Here is an 18,755-nt window from a genome sequence, read left to right on the forward strand (position 1 = left end):
TAGTTCGTCTTCTCATCTTTCAGGCTTAGATTTTGCCAAAAGGAATTAGCACCATACTGATTGAGCTGGTTGCTGAGACTTCATCGGGCCGATCCCTCCGTCTCTCTTGATAAGAAATAGAATATAAGAATTTTCAGAAATAACAGTACAAATACTTTAGCATATATTTTTATAGTTAACAACTTTTATAGGATTACATGGTTAAAATTTTTATTTACCAATTTAAAATTAACGTTACTCTACAGCAATCACTATCCATAAGCTGTATTCTAAAATTATCTGGTGTATAGTTGGTTTCGAATTTTGTAGTGATGCCTGTGGATGTAATCAATTTTTCGACCTCTGTTTTATTTGAAAGTTGTGCAGCATTTTTTAAATCATGGGCAAATTGTTGAGAACTATCAATTTTATCCGTAAGTAATTGTGCTTGTTGCATAATCGCCTTTATCCGCGTAGCTGAAGATATTAATTTTTGTGTATCAATAGAGGGAAAGGGACTATTACTGGTCGGCATTGCTAAATGTTGAGAAAAGGGTCTAGCTACAAGGTGATGGGCCGTTGACGGTATTGGGTAATGGTAGGGGTGAACAAAATACGGATAAGGATTATAATACAATTCAATTCCTCCTATCCAAAAGCTGATATCTTATCTTATGTATCATGATCTTTTTAGGTGTTTGGATAAAGATGTTTCTGTACAGGAGTGTACAACATGCTATGCTACACAAACAAAAGAGGAAGCCATAGCAAGCTTCCTTGTTGTTCTTTAGCCAAGAACATTTAAAACATCATCTATTTTTTTGCTATGTGATAGGATTCCATAATTCATCCAAGTTAAAAAATCGACCTCATAAACACAGCTGCTCTTAACTGCACTTAGGTTTTTCCACATGGAAGATTTTAAAATAGTACGCTCTTCATGCTCATAAATGGAGTGCTGCTTGTCGAAGGTGATGAATAAAAGATCCGCGTCTAGCTGTAGCAGCTGATCGGAAGTCAGATGAGCTTTACGCTGATTTAGCGGTATTTTCCATACTAATGGGTGAGGCGTTAAGCCTAAGTCACGGTATAGGATTGGCCCTGTATAACCGCATTCAGGGCCGGCATACAGCGTAATGCCAATCGCTGAAATACGAAGAAATGCCACACTTTGCCCGTAAACGGATTTACCGAGAATTTGTCGAGCCTTCTGTACCTTATCCTCGTAATCCAAGATAATATCTTGCATCATAGCTGTTTTTCCTGTTAAGTCAGCAATTTTAAAGAGGGTCGATTGCCAGTCTTCCCCAGGGTGGTCTAGGTGACAGATTGGGGCTAGCTTATTTAAATGAAGACAAGCTTCCCAACGTTCTATACCGGCATCTAACATAATTAAAGTTGGTTTATAGTGAAAGAGACGATCCACTTCTCCGTACTGTACATCGATATCGGGCACATCCTGCAAACCTAAATAGTCTTGTTTCCCCCACTTGGAATGACTAAATTGGGCAATGGGTGTAATACCTAAAGCTACAAAAAAGTCCTCTAAGAACGGTGCGAATACACGTACATTATTACTTTGACTTCGTCTGTATTGTCCTGGGGAAATACCTACATGCTCTTTAAAACGACGGTTGAAATAATATTCGTTATTAAAACCAATGGACTGACTAATTTCAAATACACGATCATTAGTTGTCATTAATAATTGTTTGGCTTTTTCAATACGTATACTATTTAAATAATGAAGAGGAATCTGCCCCGTAATATCTTTAAAAATACGAGAGTAACTCCATCTTGGAACATTTGCAAGTTCTGCTAATTGTTCAACAGTCCAATCCCTACCAAAGTGTTTGTGCAAATATTGAATGGATTGCTCTACAGATTGACGATCATTTTGTAGTATAGGCTTTGGTTGGTTTTGTTCAAAAATAAATAGCATTAATTCTTGGAAACGAACATGCTGCTCAAAAATAGTGTGTTCATCCTTTGCTTGACGACACCGATAAATAGCTTCTAATAGTCTATTGCATTGAGAAAAGGGAAGGAGACGTAGTTCTCTAACACTTGTAAAGAGACTAGTAGGGGCATGGGATTTACTAAGATAAATCGTGTTAAATGTCAATTGGTATAAGCAGAGGGGCTCATTTGCAGTGTGAATTTCGACATGGCAATTAGGTGGAATAATCACACATTTTTCTTTCATAAGGTGGATAGTTTCATGATTTGTCTTAAGTGTTCCGTTACCACTAATAAGGATGAAAAGCGAATAGTATGTATGGCTATATGGCTGCATATCCGCTGGTAGAATAGTATATGAAATAGTTTGTAAATGATAGATTTGTGTTAAAGTACCCATTGTCCATGCACTCCTAAGTAAAGTTTAAATTTGGAAAACAACAGAAAGAAAGCCCCCTAAAGAGCTTTCTTTTGTAAATTATTTCACGAACCATTTTTCAAGATCATCATATTTTCGTAGGTTTGCAGTAATGGCGCCAGACTGCCAATAAGTTCGATCAGCAATATAAACTTGTCCATTTTTTACAGCAGGAACTGTTTTCCAAAGTGTACTATCTAACCATTTAATCGCCTCTTGATTTTCCTCGGTTTCCCAAGTGCCATTTGAAGGGAAGAGTATAATATGATCAGCATCCAATTCTGGAATAGCTTCTTCAGACAAGACCTCGTGGAACTCTGTCATATCACGAGCTAATGGATGTGGAGTTAAACCAGCTTCCGTATAAATGTATCCCGTGTAACGATTCTTCATTCCGAATAATGCCAATGTTTTATCGGCAACATTTAGACGAACAACGGCAACAGTTTCGTCACCAACTGATTCATCTAACGTAGCTTTTAAATTAGTAACACGTTCCTCATATTTATCAACGATTTCATTTGCTTTCTCAGGAATATTTAAAACATCAGCTATCGTTTTTACAATCTCCCGTGGATCTTGTAGTATTTCTTCTTTTAAGCGATAAGTAGGCGCAATCTTAGAATATTCTTCATACTTTGCCTTATCTGCGGCACCATCTACAATGATTAAATCCGGCTTAGCTTGAAGTAATGTTTCCATACTACCTGTAACGTCAAACTCAGGTACGTCTAAGCCTAAATAATCTTGTTTCCCCCAGGATGGGTGATACCATTGCACAACGGGTTTGACATCTAGGGCAGTTAAATAATCTTCCATATAGATGGCTGCTACTCGCTGTGGATTTGTTGGAATTGTTACTTCGCCAAACTCATCTTCTACAACTCGTGTATCTTCTTTTGGTGGATTCTCATTTTCGGAATTTGTTTGTGCTTCATTTGAACCACAGGCACTTAAAACGAACATCAGTACAAGGAAAAGTACAAATGTAAAATATCGACTGATACGCATGGCAATTCACTCCTATAAATTTACTAAAACAGATTGAATGTTATCTTAATTTAGAATGATAATCATTCTCGTTTGATTCAAATAAATTATAGGATACAACATAAAAACAAACAATACATATTTTCTACATCTTTTTTATACAAAATGAAGTTTAGAGCACTATTGTTTCTTTTTATCAAAAAGTAGCCATAAGAGTGTAACGATCGCTGCAAGCATAACCATAAAGAATCCATAAACAGGCGTGTGTGCTAATGATTGATGACGAATAATAAAGCCTCCAATATAGGAACCTAAAAATATACCAATATTGAAAGCAGAAATATTCAATGCAGAGGCCATTGAAATAGCTGATGGTATATATTTTTCAGACAGTATAACTGCATATAGTTGCAAGCCTGGGACATTCATGAACATAAATAGGCCCATTATTAGTACCATGATTAACCCGATAATTGGCGATTCAAGAGTATAGCCAATGCCAAGTAAAGCTAATGCAAGTCCTACAAAAATAATAAAGATGGAACGAAGTGGATTTTGATTTGCAAAATGGCCTCCTAGTGTATTACCAATAGCCACGCAAATACCATAGACAACTAATATAATAACGACCGCGTGTGGCGAATAACCCATATATTGCTCTAATATAGGTGAAACATACGTGTAAACAACAAATGCGCCACCGTATCCAATTGCTGTAATGAAAAGGATTAATAACATTCGAATATTATCTAATACTTTACCGATATCACGAATTGAGATTGGGTTACCTTTTGATAATTGGCTTGGTACTAACAAAGCATTACTAATTAAACCAATTATTCCTATAATAACAATAAAGATGAACGACATACGCCAGTCTGTTACTTGTCCAATAAATGTACCCAGTGGGACACCAGTCACAGTAGCCAATGTTAGTCCAGTAAACATAAAGGCAATAGCACTTGCGCGTTTATTTGGTTCAACTACATCAGCCGCTATGACAGAAGCGATGGACATAAACACACCGTGTGCTAATGCTGAAATAATACGTCCTATTAATAAAATTGAGAAATTTGGTGCCATAGCTGCGGTTAAGTTCCCAATTATAAAGATTGTCATGACAAGCAATAAAACAGTTTTTCGACTAAGGCGAGATGTTAAGGCTGTTAATAATGGAGCTCCAACAGTAACGCCTAATGCGTATATTGAAACAGTTAAGCCAGCTGTGCTTAAAGAAATACCGAAGTCATTTGTAATTAATGGTAAAAGCCCAACGCTGATAAATTCAGTGGACCCTATTCCGAAAGCACTGATTGCAAGTGCTAGTAAAGTTAATTTAGCATTTGGCTTTTTTGATTGTGACATACTACTTATATCTCCTTTGATTTTTTTTATCATGTGTAGTAATATTCATACATACCTATAAGATATGTAGAGTACTTTTGGTTACTTTTGAATATTACGGGGGTTTACAATGCAAAAAATTTATAATATTGGTGTAGAAGCTACACTTGAAGTCATTGGTGGTAAATGGAAACCAGTCATTCTTTGTCATTTAAATCACCATGGTAAAATTCGTACAAATGAGTTTCGACGATTGATTCCAGGAATCTCGCAAAAAATGCTCACTAGTCAATTAAGAGAGTTAGAGCAAGCTGGATTAATCCTTCGAAAGGTCTTCAATCAAGTGCCACCGAAAGTTGAATATTCCTTAACGCCTTATGGACAAGGAATGGAACCTATTTTAAACATGCTTTGCACTTGGGGCGAGAAGCATGTTGAAGTATTACAGGATAAAGGCGAAGATGTACTGTTAAAACAACGTGATGATGATATAGCTATGCAGCAAACATCGTAATGAGGGGGAAAGAGACTGTCATACAAAAGACAGTCTCTTTTCCTTTTTAATGCTTATAAAGCAAAGTCATATTCATCAGGATTAGGTCCAACTCGTTGTTCAAGATTCATCGCATTGATGATAGCCATTTCTGCGTCTGTTAAAGTAAAGTCAAAGATATCGGCGTTTTGCATCATGCGTTCTCTACGCACAGATTTAGGGATAGTAATCACGCCATTTTGTACATCCCAGCGCAGAATAACTTGAGAGTTTGATTTTCCGTATTTTGTTGCTATTTTTGAAATCGTTTCATCTTCAAGAAGCCCACCTTGCATTAAAGGAGCCCATGCTTCAAGTTGAATTTGGTGCTCTTTACAGAATGAACGAAGCTCCACTTGCTGTAAGCGTGGGTGGAATTCCACTTGATTTACAACAGGTTTAATACGAGCAAACGATAATAAGTTTTCCAAGTGTGCCACAGTGAAGTTACATACGCCAATTGCTTTGATCTTCCCTTGTTCATATAGGTCTTCAAGAGCTTTCCAAGATTCAGCAAACTTATCTTTACCTGGCCAATGAATCAGGTAAAGATCTAAATAATCTAAGCCTAATTTTTGTAGACTCTCTTCATAGGCAACAATCGTTTCATCGTAGCTTAATCCGTCATTCCACACTTTTGATGTTATAAACAGATCTTCGCGATGTAAGCCAGTCGATACTAGCGCCTGTTTAATGCCTTCCCCTACACCAGCTTCATTGCCATAAATAGCAGCAGTATCGATGCTACGATAGCCAACCTCTATAGCGTTTTTAACCATTTCAGCAGTAGCGTCATTTGCTACTTGGAAAACACCTAATCCTATACCAGGCATTTGTAAACCGTTATTTAATGTGATTGTATCTTGTAAATGATTAATCATTGTGATTCCTCCAATTGTTTTGATTGCTTATTGCTCCTTCATTATGATGTCCTATAAGGGTAAAAAAAAGTACGTACATTTTTGTTTCATAGAAACGTTAAGGTAACTTTTGTGAGTTGACAAAGGTTTGGGGGGAATAATTTTTTTCATTTGTCATATTTACAAACGGAGGACGTTTCTAGTAGCTAAACTAATGTCTAACGATGATTGCTATACAAAAAGCAACGGGACAGAGAGGGAATCTCATAATAAAAGGGTTTTTTCTTTTTAAGCAGAATTAAAGTAGTATTACTGTAAAAGGGGTAGGAAGATGAATCGTTTAAATTTGATTACATTAGGTGTTAAAGATATGGTGGAGTCTCTCGCTTTTTATCGAGATGGTTTAGGTTTTGAGGTTGTAGTTTACGGAGAGGAAACAAATCCTGATGTTATGTTCTTTAATAATGGAGGGACAAAAATATCACTATTTCCAATTAAAAGATTGGCTAAAGATATTAATGAAGCAAACCCACCTGAAATTGGCCATGGCTTTGGTGGAATTACTCTTGCTTATAATGGTAAATCAAAAGAAGAGGTGGACAGTATTTTTGCATTAGCCAAAAAGGCTGGGGCAAAAATTGTTAAAGAGCCTGAAACTGTATTTTGGGGTGGTTATAGTGGCTACTTCCAAGATCCGAATGGCTTCTATTGGGAAGTTGCTTACGGCGATATGTGGCAGTTCGATGAGAACGATATGCTAATTATTCAATAATGGTCATATGTAGCTCACATAATAAGATCGTCTATTTTGGAATAAGTGGGGGATTCCTATAGGGCGACGACTCCCGAGAAAAGTAACAGTTTCACTATGTTTCATTGTAGAGAAGACTGTAGACAAGCTCAATATTTTTAATAGTTTGTCTACAGTTTGAAAATAGCTTGTTGTTGAGCGACATAGTGATGTATTTAACAATAATTTCTTCTCATTAAATCAACAAAGTTTTGAGCGGCTTTTGATAAGTAATGATTTTTCAACCATACGAGTCCTACAGAGGTGGATAATTCTTCTGACGGTATTTTGTATGCATGAAGTGGTAAATCTCCATATTGCTTTAGAATAGTTTCAGGTACGATAGAGGAGCTAAATCCCGTAGCAATTAAATTCATTAAAAGTGCGGTATCTGAACATTCACCCACGATATGGGATTGTAATTGGAAGCGGGAAAAGGCTTCTAATATTGAATAGTGAACGCCTAACCCTTCAGTACTTGGTAAAAGGAGTGGCCAGTTTTGAATTTCTGCCAGTGTCACCTCATGTTCTAGCCGATCATTTTTGTCGGATTGAATAAAGTAAAATGGCTCTGTATACATATGAAGAACAGAGAAATCATCTAATTCTAAAGGTAATCGAATGATAGCCAATTCTACTATACGGTCTCTTACAAGCTTACAGAGATAAGAGGATTCATTTTGCTGGATCTTATAAGTTACCTTGGGATAGTGTTGTTGAAATTGATGTAATAATGGAGGGAGCTCAACTACCGAAAACGTATTAATGCCTAGTGTTAATCGTCCATGAATGCCTAACCCTACATCTTTAACTTCCGCATCAGCTTCCTCCATTAATTGAGCAACCTGAAGTGCGTATTTATATAAGGTTTTTCCAGCCTCAGTGACTTCAAAATATTTTCCACTTCTCTCCACTAGTTTTGAGCCTAGTTCTTCCTCCATCGCTTTTAAATGCTGGCTTAATGGAGGCTGAGAAATATGTAGCCTTTCGGCCGCAGCAGAAATCTTTTTTTCCTCTACAATCGCAATAAAATATCGTAGTTGTCGAATATCCAATTAAAAGTGCACCTCCTTATTATTCGAAAAACCTAAGTAAAACATATTTTTTAAATATTTTTCATATAGTTAGTGCCATGTTAGCATATTTGTATAAAAGAAAAAAGGAGATACGTCTCCATTTTTTCGCACATATGTGTGAAAGGGACAACTACTATGCCAACTAAAACCGTATTTCCACTTCTATTAGTTTATATGTTTCTCGCTATGCTTGGTGCAGGTCTTGTCATACCGATTCTTCCACAGTTGCTGATTGAGTTCGGTGCAAGTGGTAAAGCAGCAGGATATTTAGTATCTGCTTTCGGATTAACACAATTTTTATTTTCACCTATAGCTGGGAGGTTTTCTGATAAGTATGGCCGAAAGCCAATGATCATTGGTGGTCTAATTTTGTTTGCGTTATCCAATTTAGTTGGAGCTCTAGCAAGTAATTTCACCATTTTTCTTATTTCACGTTTTATTGGGGGGATGGGATCAGCAGCATTGGTTCCTTCTATAATGGCTTACATCGTAGATATTACCACTGAAGAAAAGCGATCGAGGGCGATGTCATTTTTAGGGGCATCCATGTCTTCAGGATTTATTGTTGGACCAGGCTTAGGAGGGCTGTTAGCAGAGTTAGGTACAAGAGCTCCGTTCTTTACGTCAGCTATTGTTGGTGTTTTAGCAGCCATTAGCTGTTTATTTTTATTACCTGAATCACAAAGGACTACACGATATGTTGAATCAAATTTAAAAAAGGAAAATATATTTCAACAGCTTGCACAATCTATTAAATCTCCCTATTTTATTTTACTATTTATGGTATTTTCACTGACGTTTGGACTGGCTCACTTTGAAACTGCTTATCCGTTAGTAGTCACACAGAAGTATGGTTTTACAACAAGACAAATTTCTATTTTATTTATGGTTTGTTCCTTCGTTGGAACAGTGAATCAATTATTATTAACAAGCTGGCTTACTAAAAAGTTTGAAGAAAAGCATATTATTAGTAGTATGCTTCTATTTTCGGCTACGGCGCTCGTCCTTTTACTGCTGTCCGCTAATTTTTACTACATCATGGTAATAACGATGCTATACTTCTCATTTAATAATATTTTACGGCCGACCATTAATACTCTTTTATCGAAAGAGGCAGGGAATGAACAGGGCTTTGTGGCAGGCTTAAACAATGCTTATATGAGTCTCGGGCAAATTTTTGGACCCGTACTTGCTGGAATATTATTTGATCTTCATTTGAATCTCCCGTATTTATTTGGAGCATTGGTCCTCATCGTAAGTAGCGCTATCTCGATGAAACGAATAGGAAAGCTGCGGAGAGATCCATTACAACATAAAAGTACGATGCAATAGCCAAAAGGAGCTAAACACTGACATGATAAAAAAATGGTTCATAGTATGTTTAGGAATCGTGTTCCTCCTCCAAGCGTGTACATCAAACGACCATAAGGATATTCAAAAAGAAGTTGGACTAGTGGGAAATCAGCTACTACAAGCGGCCGAACAGGGAGATCGAGAGGCCGTCTACAAATTAATAGCTGATGAAGATATTGAATTAAATATTTTCCCGCAGCAGAGCATGGTTATGTAGAGAATGTTCGAGAAATTCTTAAGTATACAAATGTCGATGTAAACCATATGAATAAACCAGGCTGGACGGCATTGTTAGAAGCAATCATCTATGGGGATGGTGGCCCCAAATATCAGGAAGCTATTCATGTATTGATTGAACATGGAGCGGATGTTCATTTGGCAGATGCAAAGGGAATCTCCCCCCTTCAGCATGCACAATCTCGAGGATTTCAGGAAATTAGCAACATTCTTATTCAAGCAGGGGCAAAACAATAGATAGGTCTACGGAGTGGAATGTTCGATTCAAGCTATACAACATTCTGTAAACAGAAAACGCAACTTTTTCAAGCAATAAAAAGTTGCGTTTTTTCATGCCCTCATAAAAAATAGGAAGAAAATAAGTAGAAGATTACCATATAATAACCATGTATGGAATTTATCTTGTACTTCATTTTAAGATAAATGTATAATGCAAAATATGGTATTTTAGTATATCTTTCAATATAGGCATAAGGAGGGTGAAACATTGATTCGTATATTATACATAGAGGATGAAAAGGAAATAGGACATTGGGTTAGTAAAGATTTAACTGAAAGGGGCTATGAGGTAACATGGCTAGAGTCTGGGGATGGTATTGAGCAACATATTGCCTCAAAGGATATTGCCATACTGGATGTGATGTTACCTGGGTTAGACGGATTTTCCATCGGTAAAAGAATTAAAAGGGAAAATAAAGAACTCCCGATTCTAATGCTATCGGCGAGAACGGCAGTCGAAGATAAAATAGAAGGCTTGAATTTCGCAGATGATTATTTAACAAAGCCTTTCCATCCAGATGAACTAGTAGCAAGGCTTGAAGTATTACTGAGAAGATACCAAAAAAATGATGATGTGCTGGAACTACAGCATCTTAAAATGTATACAAAAGATATGAGAATTATTAATACATTGACTGAAGAAGAAATTCTCTTGACGGGTAAACAGTTTTATCTTTTACAGTATTTTATTCGCCACCTCAATCAAATTTTAACGAAAGAGCAACTTTATGAGGGCGTTTGGGGTGAAAGCTATATCGAAGGTGATAAAACATTGATGGTACATATTCGATATTTAAGAGAAAAGATAGAGATAAATCCTGCAAAGCCAATGATTATCGAAACGATTCGAGGGATTGGGTATAGGGTGAAACTATGAAATTCTTCCGATCACTACTAGCTAAATATATGTTGATCATTATATTAGCCTTATCCATTGTTCAAATTTCTTATATGGGGACAGCTATGTTTGTATTAGGAATTACGAAGACAGGGGTAGGAGAGTTTTCTAGTGAGATCCTTTTGGAAAGTGAAATTGAGGAGCAATGGCATGCTCAGTCTAAAAATATAAACAATGTATCAAATGATGCCATTACCCAGCTTTTTCAAAAGTGGCAAGAGCAATTACCTACGGCTTCTATGTTCTGGGTAAGTGAAGACGGGACATTATTGACTACGGTAAATGTGCAGGAGGAGCTTCCAGCAAAGTGGACACCTGCATTTACTACTAAATTTATAAAACAGCGATATGGAGGAGATCCATTTACTGTTATTGCTTTCTTAGGTGATGATGTATCCAATGGTTTTATTGTGTTAGAAGTTCCAAGAAACGTATTTAATCCACCACTTATCAATATTTATGAAAACTACGGCAACCTCTTATTTTTTGGTGTGATTGCGATTATTCTTTTTTTCATTGTCGTCTCCTTGTTATTTTTCAAAGGAATCCGAAAGAGACTTTTACATCTTCAAGATGCCATGGAAATACGGGATGTAGATGGTTTACCTATTGAAATCCATGTGAAAAAAAAGGACGAAATTGGGCAACTGGAGCATAGTTTCAACAGAATGGTTTGTGAGCTAAGAGAAAGCAAACAACGTCAGCAAAAAGAAGAGCAACTAAGACGAGAGCTAATTGCGAATCTTTCACATGATTTGCGGACACCTTTAACAAAGGTAAGAGCTCAATCTTACTCCATTAGCAAAGAAACATTGTCAGAGGAAGGTAAGCAGGCGTTACGGGCGATGGAAACATCTATCGTGAATATTGATGCTTTAATTGAAAATCTAATGTCCTACACATTGCTCATGGCAAGTAAATATAAATTTGAACCGAAAGAAATCAATGCTATTCGTTTTGTTCGAGAGCACCTGACGACATGGTACCCAGTTTTTGAGCGTGAGGGATTTACCATAGATATTGAGCTACAAGCATTCGAACATCAAGAATGGTGTGTAGACCCCATTTGGTTAGGGCGTATATTAGATAATCTTTTCCAAAATGTACTGCGACACGCCAATAGCGGGAAATATATAGGTGTGAAAACAGAGTCAACAGGTAGTTATACGGCATTTATTATTGAGGATCAGGGAAATGGTATGAAAAATGAATCGAATGCAAAGGGTGCAGGGATTGGCCTATCCATTGTAGATGTTATGGTAAAGGGCATGCATTTAGAGTGGGATATTTGTTCAGAACCATCGGGTACAAAAATTATAATAAAACATGCAAATCCATCTGCGAAGCTTGATCAGTAAAAGCTCGCAGATTTTTTATGGAAAAAATGCTTTTTAAACAAAATTTAAACTTAGCCCTTACCTGTTTTTAAACTTCTATTCTTATGATAGTTAATGAGGTGAGGATATTGGAATTTATCGTACAAACACAAAACTTATCAAAATACTTTGGAAAAGAACAAGCTGTATCAAATATAAATTTGCAAATACGCAAAGGTGAAATTTACGGATTTTTAGGACCTAATGGAGCGGGGAAAACAACAACGATTCGCATGCTTCTTGGTCTAATGAAACCATCCTCAGGGACAATAAAAATTTTTCAAAAGGACATTGCGAAGGACCGTATTCAAATTTTAGCGAACGTGGGCTCATTAGTTGAAAATCCATCTTACTATCCCCATTTGACAGCCTATGAGAACTTGGAGGCCCTACGAAAAATACTAGGCGTGCCTAAATCTAGAATCGATGAAGTTCTGCAAATTGTCCGTTTGAAGGAAGTTGCCAACAAGAAAGTAAAGGGCTTTTCACTAGGAATGAAACAACGTCTTGGGATTGCTGCTGCTTTATTGCACAACCCAGAGTTACTCATTTTAGATGAGCCAACGAATGGTCTTGATCCTTCAGGTATTATTGAAATTCGCAATTTAATTAAAAGACTACCGAAGGAATACGGCATGACCATTATTATTTCCAGCCATTTATTATCAGAAATCGATCAAATGGCTACACAGGTAGGCATTGTTTCTAAGGGAACATTGATTTTTCAAGATTCCATTGAGGAAATGCGTAAATTTGCACAACCAAAGGTTATTTTTAAAGTTAGCAATAGCGAAAAAGGATGGCGTTCTCTATTAGCAAATGGCATTAAGGCAGACTATCAGGATGGTGTCATTTTCTTAGAGGAATGCTCTGACGAAAAAGTAGCCCATATTGTTCAGGTACTTGTTCAGGAGGGTATTTCAGTATTTCGAGTAGAGGAAGAGAAACGCTCATTGGAGGATATTTTCCTGCAAATGACGGCGGGAGAGCTAGTGCTATGATAGGTAAATTATTAACTGCTGATTTTTTAAAAATTAAACGCAAAGGTTTATGGTTTTTAACAATTTTAGGTCCCGTTGGTGTAGTTGCTCTGCAAATGGTCAATTACGGTGTGAGGAAAGACTACCTTTTACAGCAGAGCGATGATGATTGGGGTTATTTTTTACAAAATATTCATTCCTTTACACCGCTAGCCATTGTACTAGGTATTGCTATCCTAACGTCATTCATGGCGAGTATTGAAAACGAGACAAATGCGTGGAAACAGCTCATCGCCTTACCTGTTTCTAAACTATCCGTGTATTTATCTAAATTTACAGTATTGGCGATTCTGTTATTTTTGTCTTCAACACTGTTAATGCTTTTCACACTGAGTTACGGACTATTTTTAAGCTTAAGCGAACCGATACCTTACTTAGAGCTCGCCAAGTATAGTTACTTTCCAGCTCTAGCAGCATTGCCAATTCTAGCTCTCCAGCTGTGGATTGCAAGTGTTTGCCATAATCAAGGGATACCTATTACTGTAGGTATTTTCGGAGTGATTTTTGCCTATTCTTCCTATGTTTTACCAGATTGGATGATATGGAAATGGCCGTCATTGATGAATCAATGGGATGAGCCGACCATCAATGTCATGTTAGGAGTAGGAGTAGGTATCTTCCTCTATATGGTTGGTATGATTGATTTTGCAAGAAGGGACGTGAAGTAAATGACGGCTATACTGCGAGCTGAATGGTATAAGCTACGTAAATCAAAGATGGTACCGATCATTTTAGCAGGACCCATTATTGGGCTATTTATCGGATTATCGGCCAATTTAGAAGATAATATGTCAGGAGTAGCAATCAATGAATGGTATATTGCTTTGTTCTCCATGAATTTAACATATGCTTTATTATTTTTACCACTAATTACGGGGGTCTTTGCTAGTCTCATCTGTAGGTATGAACATCAATCTGGAGGCTGGAAGCAGCTATTAGCATTACCTGTAACGAGGGGGAAAATATTTGTCGCTAAATATGTGTTAATTGTACTGCTTGTTATGGCGATGCAGTTATTGTATTTATGTTCAGTTTTTACTGTTGGGATGATCAAGGGCTATACGGATCCTTTCCCAATGGAGATTGTGTGGAAAAGTATTGTGGGAGGATGGGTAGCGACATTGCCTTTAGTAGCCCTTCAATTATGGATGTCGATTATGTTTAAAAGTTTTGCCGCTCCTTTTGCAGTCAATGTGGTATTTACATTACCCTCTATTTTTGCTATTAACTCTGAACGTATTGGACCTTACTATCCTTGGGCACAGCCCTTTTCGATGATGTATATTGGTGGCAGCACAGACGATGTGTTTTTTGTACCATGGGAGCAATTGTTAACAGTTGTCGGTGGTGGCTTCATCCTATTTTTCCTTGGTGGGTATTACTACTTCCAACGAAAAGCCATTTAACCTTAAGGGAGAATTGACATGAAAATGAAACGAAGTTTGAGAATATTAACTACATGTATACTACTAGCAGTTTTAGGTGGCTGTGGACAGGGGGCGGCTGTCAAAGATGCCTCACAATATAGTAGTGAAATAAAAGATATTACTATACCTGATGATGTAAAAATTATTGGCTTTGGAGAGGCAACACATGGAAATGTGGAATTCCAAGCCTTAAAAAAGGATCTATTTGAAGCAATGATGAAGAATGAAAATGTTCGCGTCTTTGTTTTAGAGGGGGATTTCGGGGGTGCCCAAAAGATAAATCAATTTATTGTCAATAGTGTTGGCACGGCGCAAGATGCTATTAAAGCACTGGATTACGGCATTTATCAAACTGAACAAATGGTGGACTTTGTGCAATGGATGCATGACTATAACTTAACGGCCAAGGAGGAAGATAAAATTTATTTTTATGGTAATGATATGCAACGCTATGATGATAGCAAAAAGGGTTTACTTGATTATTATGCGGATGTCGATGCTGAAACGGCTAAGCAATATTCGGCTCAGTTAGAACATGTGTCCAATAAAACAATGAGAGATTTATCGAATAGCCAGTTAGTAGAGCTTGATAAAACAATCGATGCCATCATCAAAGATTTACAATCAAACAAAGAAGTCTATGAGAAAAAGTCATCAAAGGATGCCTTCTCTTTTGCGGCGCAATATGCACAAATTTTAAAGCAACGTACGCAATTGTTTTTAAACGATGGTAATTACATGAATTTACGTGATGAATACTTAGCTCAAAATTTACAATGGATTGTTGATTTCGAAGCGACGAAGGGCCATGATAAAGTATTGATGTCTGGACATAATGGTCATATAGATAAAACGTCTGCTACAATGGCTGGTTATAAGTCGATGGGACAATATTTAAATGAGCATTATAAAAATCAGTACTTTGCTATTGGTACGGATTTTGTGAAAAATACATTCCAAGCACCAAATGGGTCTGGTGAACGTAAGGAGTATACGATTGAACATCATAATGCTCTAGTGGATGCTTTTAGTGATATCAATGACAACATCTTGTATGTAGATTTTGAAAAGGCTAGTCAATCAGAAGAGCTATCCAATATTCTTACAAAGGAGCAAAGAATGGGCAATATAGGCGATGATTTTCGTCCTTGGTATAAGCTTACAAAAATGCTTTATACCATTAAAATGACACCTGCAGATGCATATGACGGTCTGATAATTGTACAGGAAGCAACACCAACAAAAGTAACGGATTAGTCAAATATAGCAATCTCCATCAAAAAATCTCTTTTCTTCGCCATTATGATAAAAGTGAGGTGAGCAATATGGAGTATAGTCAGGCAACACAAAGAATTATTACTTATATCGAGGAGCAATTGATGGAAGAAATAGTACTTGAGTGTATGCCGAATATTACCGGCTATTCGAAGTTCCATTTAAGTCGAATCTTTAAACAAGAAACAGGGCTGACGATAGGTGCATATATTCGGATGCGCCGATTAGCTATGGCTGCCAGTTGTTTAATATACTCCAATGCATCGATAATAACGATTGCCTTTAAATTTCAGTTTCAATCTCAAGAGGCTTTTACAAGAGCTTTTAAAGAGGTGTATGCTTTGCCACCAGGAAAGTACCGAAGATTGATGCAATCACTAGCTATGTTGGAGGAGGAAAAGTTGATGGAATTAAATGAACAGGTTACGGGCTGGGTGCTAAGTGGCGGAAATCCAGAATTATATCAATTTCATACGGATGATAAGGTATTTCATTCAGGAAAGCGCTCTGGTGTATTATTTTCCACCCATGCAGCAGCCAATAATGGGCAATTTGCTACGATGATGCAGGGTTTTCAGGCAGCGGAATATAAAGGTAAGCGGCTCAGAATGTCATGTTACTTAAAAACGGCTGAAGCTACAAAATGTGGAGCGTGGATGCGCATAGACAACGTTACGGGTGATACCATTCAATTTGATAATATGGATCAGCGCTCTGTGACAGGAACTACTGAATGGAATCATTATTCTATTGTTCTAGATGTACCTGAGGAAGGAGATTCCATTTATTTTGGTGTGTTGTTAATTGGCTCAGGGAAAGTGTGGGCAGATGGCTTCCGTTTTGAAGAAGTCTACGATAATGTACCCACAACCAATATGCTTACGCAGGAACGATTACCAAAACAACCAGCAAATTTAGACTTTAGCATGGAGTGATTTGGATACGCTACACTCGCGTGTGGACCGAGAATCGACTTTGTTGAACAACGTATTGTTTACCTCTAATTTGTTAAAGCTAACATAGAGGAGGTGTGAAACGATGGCACAAGAAATTCTTTGTGAAGTCAATAACTGCACATTTTGGGATTCTGGAAACAAATGCACAGCAGAAAAAATTTATGTTGTCAGCCAGAAGGGACAACATGCTTCCAACAGTGAGGAAACTGACTGTAAAACATTCGAACCTGAAACGCATTAATGAAAAAAGGGTAGCCACTTATATGGTTACCCTTTTTCCCTGTCTTTATTAAAAAGCATCGACCTTTTCTTTATTAAATAAAAGTTCATGTGCAGTTTTTACTTTTTCCTCTACATAATCCAATGAGTACTTACCCACCGAATCTGTTAAATCTCCAATTGCCCGCGACAAGTTATCAATGATCGGGATTAATTTATGCATTTCGTTGCGGTCTTTTTCTTTGTGCATCTCATCCATAATTTCATATGCAAGACGCTGAATTTTCCTTAGTCGCAATTTCTCAGAGTGCATTGAATCCTCCTTATTGAACCAATTTATGATGTCTAAATATATGAAGAACAAGAAGGTTTCATGAATGACTTTTAATAAAAGTAATTGTTAGGATCGTTAAGAGATAAGGAAATTTCCTTTATACCCAGATCAATTTTTGACTCTTCCACATTAGATACATTTAATTTCAATATTCGTTCATGATAAAATTCTTCTAAATAATTGCGGTTAATCGAATCTAAAAGTATATGTCTTTGTTTCAAATGCTGGATCAGTTTATCGGTATTAACCTGTCTTGGTAAAATAATGTGGCTATGCATACAGATTTCCTTAGAAGCCCTATACTTTGCCAAATGAGTTGTTACCGATTGTTGAAGTATGTTAGCTCGTATGGCATAAGACTCGCTGACCTTCTTTTGATAACGTTCAAACATGCCACTTTTTAGGTATAGCTCTAAAGCTGCCTGGGAAATCATCGAGCTATCAATATCAGTGGTATTTTTATATTGTTGAAATGTCTGGATGAAGATGTCTGGTAAAACGGCTAGCCCAATACGTAAGCCAGGAAACATGATTTTAGAAAAACTTTTTAAATAGATGACATGCTGCTGTGTATCATCTGTAACAATGGGATCTATTTTCGAATTTTGGTCGAAATCCGCTAAATAATCATCTTCAACAATGTATACATGATATTGATAGGCAAGTTTACGGATCATATCTTTTTCCTGCTTGCTGTATGAAGTCCCTAGAGGATTGTGCAAGCGAGGCATCGTGTAAAAAAACTTAATGTCGTGATGACTAAAAATGCGCTCTAATTCAACTAGATCAATGCCATATGTTGTTCTTTTAATGCCGATAGCGGGGATTCCATAGGTTTTCAAATAATCCATATACAAATGATAACTAGGCTGCTCCACTAAAATGGTTGAACGACCATTTGGGAATGGCATAATACTTAGCAAAGATAGGGATTGTTGGACACCAGAAGTGATAAATATATTTTCCTCTTTTGTGAACACTTGATAATTTGTTAATAGTTTTTTGGCTTCTTTTATGAGAGATGGTAAGCCTTTCGGTGTCCCGTATCTAAATAGGTCTGCTTGGTATGTATCGATTGCCTTGTTGATGCAATGTTGAAAATCTTGGTACGGGAAAGCATGCCAGCTAGGTGAGGAGGTAGCAAAATCTATATGGTCTTGAACCTGTGGCTGAAAGGGCACTTGATGGTCTACAACATAGTAACCGCTTTTCGGTAATGCATAGATAAGATGCTGCTCCTCAAGCTTTTTCAAAGAAGTTAAAATAGTACTTTTACTGCAGGAGTATTGCTGTGATAACTGGCGGATTGAAGGTAGCTTTGCCCCTGATGGAAGAGTGCCTGCCTGTATTTGAGTCATAAGCTGTGAATAAATCCATTCATATTTAAGCATATATAACCTCCAACGCATCTGT

At 37.0% G+C, this 18,755-nt stretch carries 21 protein-coding genes and 1 riboswitch; of the genes, 13 read left to right on the forward strand and 8 right to left on the reverse strand.

The window, feature by feature from the left end; translation table 11 throughout:
* Positions 1 to 9 precede the first annotated feature (9 nt).
* Positions 10 to 116: riboswitch (SAM riboswitch) on the reverse strand.
* A gap of 98 nt (positions 117 to 214) precedes the next feature.
* The 4 genes from PI85_RS02270 to PI85_RS02285 form a co-directional block, all read right to left on the reverse strand.
* On the reverse strand, positions 215 to 616 hold the full coding sequence (locus tag PI85_RS02270) for a hypothetical protein (protein WP_036121424.1): 402 nt from the start codon (positions 614 to 616) through the stop codon (positions 215 to 217).
* Positions 617 to 766: 150 nt separating this feature from the next.
* Positions 767 to 2,338, reverse strand: a complete 1,572-nt coding sequence (locus tag PI85_RS02275) for a helix-turn-helix domain-containing protein (protein WP_036121422.1) — start codon at positions 2,336 to 2,338, stop codon at positions 767 to 769.
* A gap of 78 nt (positions 2,339 to 2,416) precedes the next feature.
* Positions 2,417 to 3,367: an ABC transporter substrate-binding protein gene (locus PI85_RS02280; protein WP_036121420.1), complete on the reverse strand. Its 951-nt coding sequence runs from the start codon at positions 3,365 to 3,367 to the stop codon at positions 2,417 to 2,419.
* Between the two features lie 159 nt (positions 3,368 to 3,526).
* Entirely contained in the window at positions 3,527 to 4,711 is a 1,185-nt protein-coding gene (locus tag PI85_RS02285) for an MFS transporter (RefSeq protein WP_036121418.1), read from the reverse strand.
* 109 nt (positions 4,712 to 4,820) lie between these two features.
* On the opposite strand from PI85_RS02285, the gene PI85_RS02290 reads away from it, so the two are divergent.
* Positions 4,821 to 5,204 (forward strand): helix-turn-helix domain-containing protein, encoded by a 384-nt coding sequence (locus tag PI85_RS02290; protein ID WP_036121416.1) that lies wholly within the window; start codon positions 4,821 to 4,823, stop codon positions 5,202 to 5,204.
* A gap of 53 nt (positions 5,205 to 5,257) precedes the next feature.
* Here PI85_RS02290 and PI85_RS02295 read toward each other — a convergent pair whose 3' ends face one another.
* Positions 5,258 to 6,103, reverse strand: coding sequence for an aldo/keto reductase (locus tag PI85_RS02295; protein ID WP_036121415.1), 846 nt, complete (start codon positions 6,101 to 6,103; stop codon positions 5,258 to 5,260).
* A 310-nt stretch (positions 6,104 to 6,413) separates the two neighbouring features.
* Between PI85_RS02295 and PI85_RS02300 the strand changes: the two genes are divergently transcribed.
* Positions 6,414 to 6,854 carry a VOC family protein gene (locus PI85_RS02300; RefSeq protein WP_036121414.1) on the forward strand — a complete coding sequence of 147 codons (441 nt, stop codon included), beginning with the start codon at positions 6,414 to 6,416 and terminating at the stop codon, positions 6,852 to 6,854.
* Between the two features lie 194 nt (positions 6,855 to 7,048).
* Here PI85_RS02300 and PI85_RS02305 read toward each other — a convergent pair whose 3' ends face one another.
* Positions 7,049 to 7,927: a LysR family transcriptional regulator gene (locus PI85_RS02305; protein WP_036121412.1), complete on the reverse strand. Its 879-nt coding sequence runs from the start codon at positions 7,925 to 7,927 to the stop codon at positions 7,049 to 7,051.
* Positions 7,928 to 8,083: 156 nt separating this feature from the next.
* Between PI85_RS02305 and PI85_RS02310 the strand changes: the two genes are divergently transcribed.
* From PI85_RS02310 to PI85_RS23755, 11 genes are all read left to right on the forward strand, one after another.
* Positions 8,084 to 9,280, forward strand: a complete 1,197-nt coding sequence (locus tag PI85_RS02310; protein WP_036121410.1) for a tetracycline resistance MFS efflux pump — start codon at positions 8,084 to 8,086, stop codon at positions 9,278 to 9,280.
* 22 nt (positions 9,281 to 9,302) lie between these two features.
* Positions 9,303 to 9,518 carry a hypothetical protein gene (locus PI85_RS02315; RefSeq protein ID WP_036121407.1) on the forward strand — a complete coding sequence of 72 codons (216 nt, stop codon included), beginning with the start codon at positions 9,303 to 9,305 and terminating at the stop codon, positions 9,516 to 9,518.
* A gap of 14 nt (positions 9,519 to 9,532) precedes the next feature.
* Entirely contained in the window at positions 9,533 to 9,775 is a 243-nt protein-coding gene (locus PI85_RS02320; RefSeq protein WP_338040006.1) for an ankyrin repeat domain-containing protein, read from the forward strand.
* A gap of 250 nt (positions 9,776 to 10,025) precedes the next feature.
* Positions 10,026 to 10,694 (forward strand): response regulator transcription factor, encoded by a 669-nt coding sequence (locus PI85_RS02325; RefSeq protein WP_036121404.1) that lies wholly within the window; start codon positions 10,026 to 10,028, stop codon positions 10,692 to 10,694.
* Positions 10,691 to 12,073 carry a sensor histidine kinase KdpD gene (locus tag PI85_RS02330; protein ID WP_036121401.1) on the forward strand — a complete coding sequence of 461 codons (1,383 nt, stop codon included), beginning with the start codon at positions 10,691 to 10,693 and terminating at the stop codon, positions 12,071 to 12,073. Before PI85_RS02325 ends, PI85_RS02330 begins: the two co-directional genes overlap by 4 nt.
* 107 nt (positions 12,074 to 12,180) lie before the next feature.
* Complete coding sequence (locus PI85_RS02335; protein WP_036121398.1) at positions 12,181 to 13,092, forward strand: ABC transporter ATP-binding protein; 912 nt, start codon at positions 12,181 to 12,183, stop codon at positions 13,090 to 13,092.
* Complete coding sequence (locus tag PI85_RS02340; RefSeq protein WP_036121395.1) at positions 13,089 to 13,799, forward strand: ABC transporter permease; 711 nt, start codon at positions 13,089 to 13,091, stop codon at positions 13,797 to 13,799. The genes PI85_RS02335 and PI85_RS02340 overlap by 4 nt, the downstream gene beginning before the upstream one ends.
* The gene (locus PI85_RS02345) at positions 13,800 to 14,537 is read left to right on the forward strand and encodes an ABC transporter permease (RefSeq protein WP_036121392.1); all 738 of its coding nucleotides are present in this window, start codon (positions 13,800 to 13,802) and stop codon (positions 14,535 to 14,537) included.
* Between the two features lie 18 nt (positions 14,538 to 14,555).
* The gene (locus PI85_RS02350) at positions 14,556 to 15,815 is read left to right on the forward strand and encodes an erythromycin esterase family protein (protein WP_036121389.1); all 1,260 of its coding nucleotides are present in this window, start codon (positions 14,556 to 14,558) and stop codon (positions 15,813 to 15,815) included.
* A gap of 68 nt (positions 15,816 to 15,883) precedes the next feature.
* Positions 15,884 to 16,768, forward strand: a complete 885-nt coding sequence (locus PI85_RS02355) for an AraC family transcriptional regulator (RefSeq protein ID WP_036121386.1) — start codon at positions 15,884 to 15,886, stop codon at positions 16,766 to 16,768.
* A 103-nt stretch (positions 16,769 to 16,871) separates the two neighbouring features.
* Positions 16,872 to 17,030, forward strand: coding sequence for a DUF1540 domain-containing protein (locus PI85_RS23755; RefSeq protein ID WP_004231699.1), 159 nt, complete (start codon positions 16,872 to 16,874; stop codon positions 17,028 to 17,030).
* A gap of 48 nt (positions 17,031 to 17,078) precedes the next feature.
* Here PI85_RS23755 and PI85_RS02360 read toward each other — a convergent pair whose 3' ends face one another.
* Positions 17,079 to 17,321, reverse strand: a complete 243-nt coding sequence (locus PI85_RS02360) for a hypothetical protein (RefSeq protein ID WP_036121384.1) — start codon at positions 17,319 to 17,321, stop codon at positions 17,079 to 17,081.
* A 71-nt stretch (positions 17,322 to 17,392) separates the two neighbouring features.
* Positions 17,393 to 18,733, reverse strand: coding sequence for a PLP-dependent aminotransferase family protein (locus tag PI85_RS02365; protein WP_036121381.1), 1,341 nt, complete (start codon positions 18,731 to 18,733; stop codon positions 17,393 to 17,395).
* Positions 18,734 to 18,755: the final 22 nt, after the last annotated feature.

Source organism: Lysinibacillus sp. A1, from assembly GCF_000801965.1.
In the GTDB taxonomy this organism is placed as follows: Bacteria; Bacillota; Bacilli; order Bacillales_A; family Planococcaceae; genus Lysinibacillus; species Lysinibacillus fusiformis.

Bases quoted from the DNA above. Each gene is read 5' to 3' on its own strand.
- PI85_RS02275 (WP_036121422.1), bottom strand. From the start codon at position 2,338: ATGGGTACTTTAACACAAATCTATCATTTACAAACTATTTCATATACT.
- PI85_RS02280 (WP_036121420.1), bottom strand. From the start codon at position 3,367: ATGCGTATCAGTCGATATTTTACATTTGTACTTTTCCTTGTACTGATG.
- PI85_RS02285 (WP_036121418.1), bottom strand. From the start codon at position 4,711: ATGTCACAATCAAAAAAGCCAAATGCTAAATTAACTTTACTAGCACTT.
- PI85_RS02290 (WP_036121416.1), top strand. From the start codon at position 4,821: ATGCAAAAAATTTATAATATTGGTGTAGAAGCTACACTTGAAGTCATT.
- PI85_RS02295 (WP_036121415.1), bottom strand. From the start codon at position 6,103: ATGATTAATCATTTACAAGATACAATCACATTAAATAACGGTTTACAA.
- PI85_RS02300 (WP_036121414.1), top strand. From the start codon at position 6,414: ATGAATCGTTTAAATTTGATTACATTAGGTGTTAAAGATATGGTGGAG.
- PI85_RS02310 (WP_036121410.1), top strand. From the start codon at position 8,084: ATGCCAACTAAAACCGTATTTCCACTTCTATTAGTTTATATGTTTCTC.
- PI85_RS02315 (WP_036121407.1), top strand. From the start codon at position 9,303: ATGATAAAAAAATGGTTCATAGTATGTTTAGGAATCGTGTTCCTCCTC.
- PI85_RS02330 (WP_036121401.1), top strand. From the start codon at position 10,691: ATGAAATTCTTCCGATCACTACTAGCTAAATATATGTTGATCATTATA.
- PI85_RS02340 (WP_036121395.1), top strand. From the start codon at position 13,089: ATGATAGGTAAATTATTAACTGCTGATTTTTTAAAAATTAAACGCAAA.
- PI85_RS02345 (WP_036121392.1), top strand. From the start codon at position 13,800: ATGACGGCTATACTGCGAGCTGAATGGTATAAGCTACGTAAATCAAAG.
- PI85_RS02350 (WP_036121389.1), top strand. From the start codon at position 14,556: ATGAAAATGAAACGAAGTTTGAGAATATTAACTACATGTATACTACTA.
- PI85_RS02355 (WP_036121386.1), top strand. From the start codon at position 15,884: ATGGAGTATAGTCAGGCAACACAAAGAATTATTACTTATATCGAGGAG.
- PI85_RS23755 (WP_004231699.1), top strand. From the start codon at position 16,872: ATGGCACAAGAAATTCTTTGTGAAGTCAATAACTGCACATTTTGGGAT.
- PI85_RS02360 (WP_036121384.1), bottom strand. From the start codon at position 17,321: ATGCACTCTGAGAAATTGCGACTAAGGAAAATTCAGCGTCTTGCATAT.
- PI85_RS02365 (WP_036121381.1), bottom strand. From the start codon at position 18,733: ATGCTTAAATATGAATGGATTTATTCACAGCTTATGACTCAAATACAG.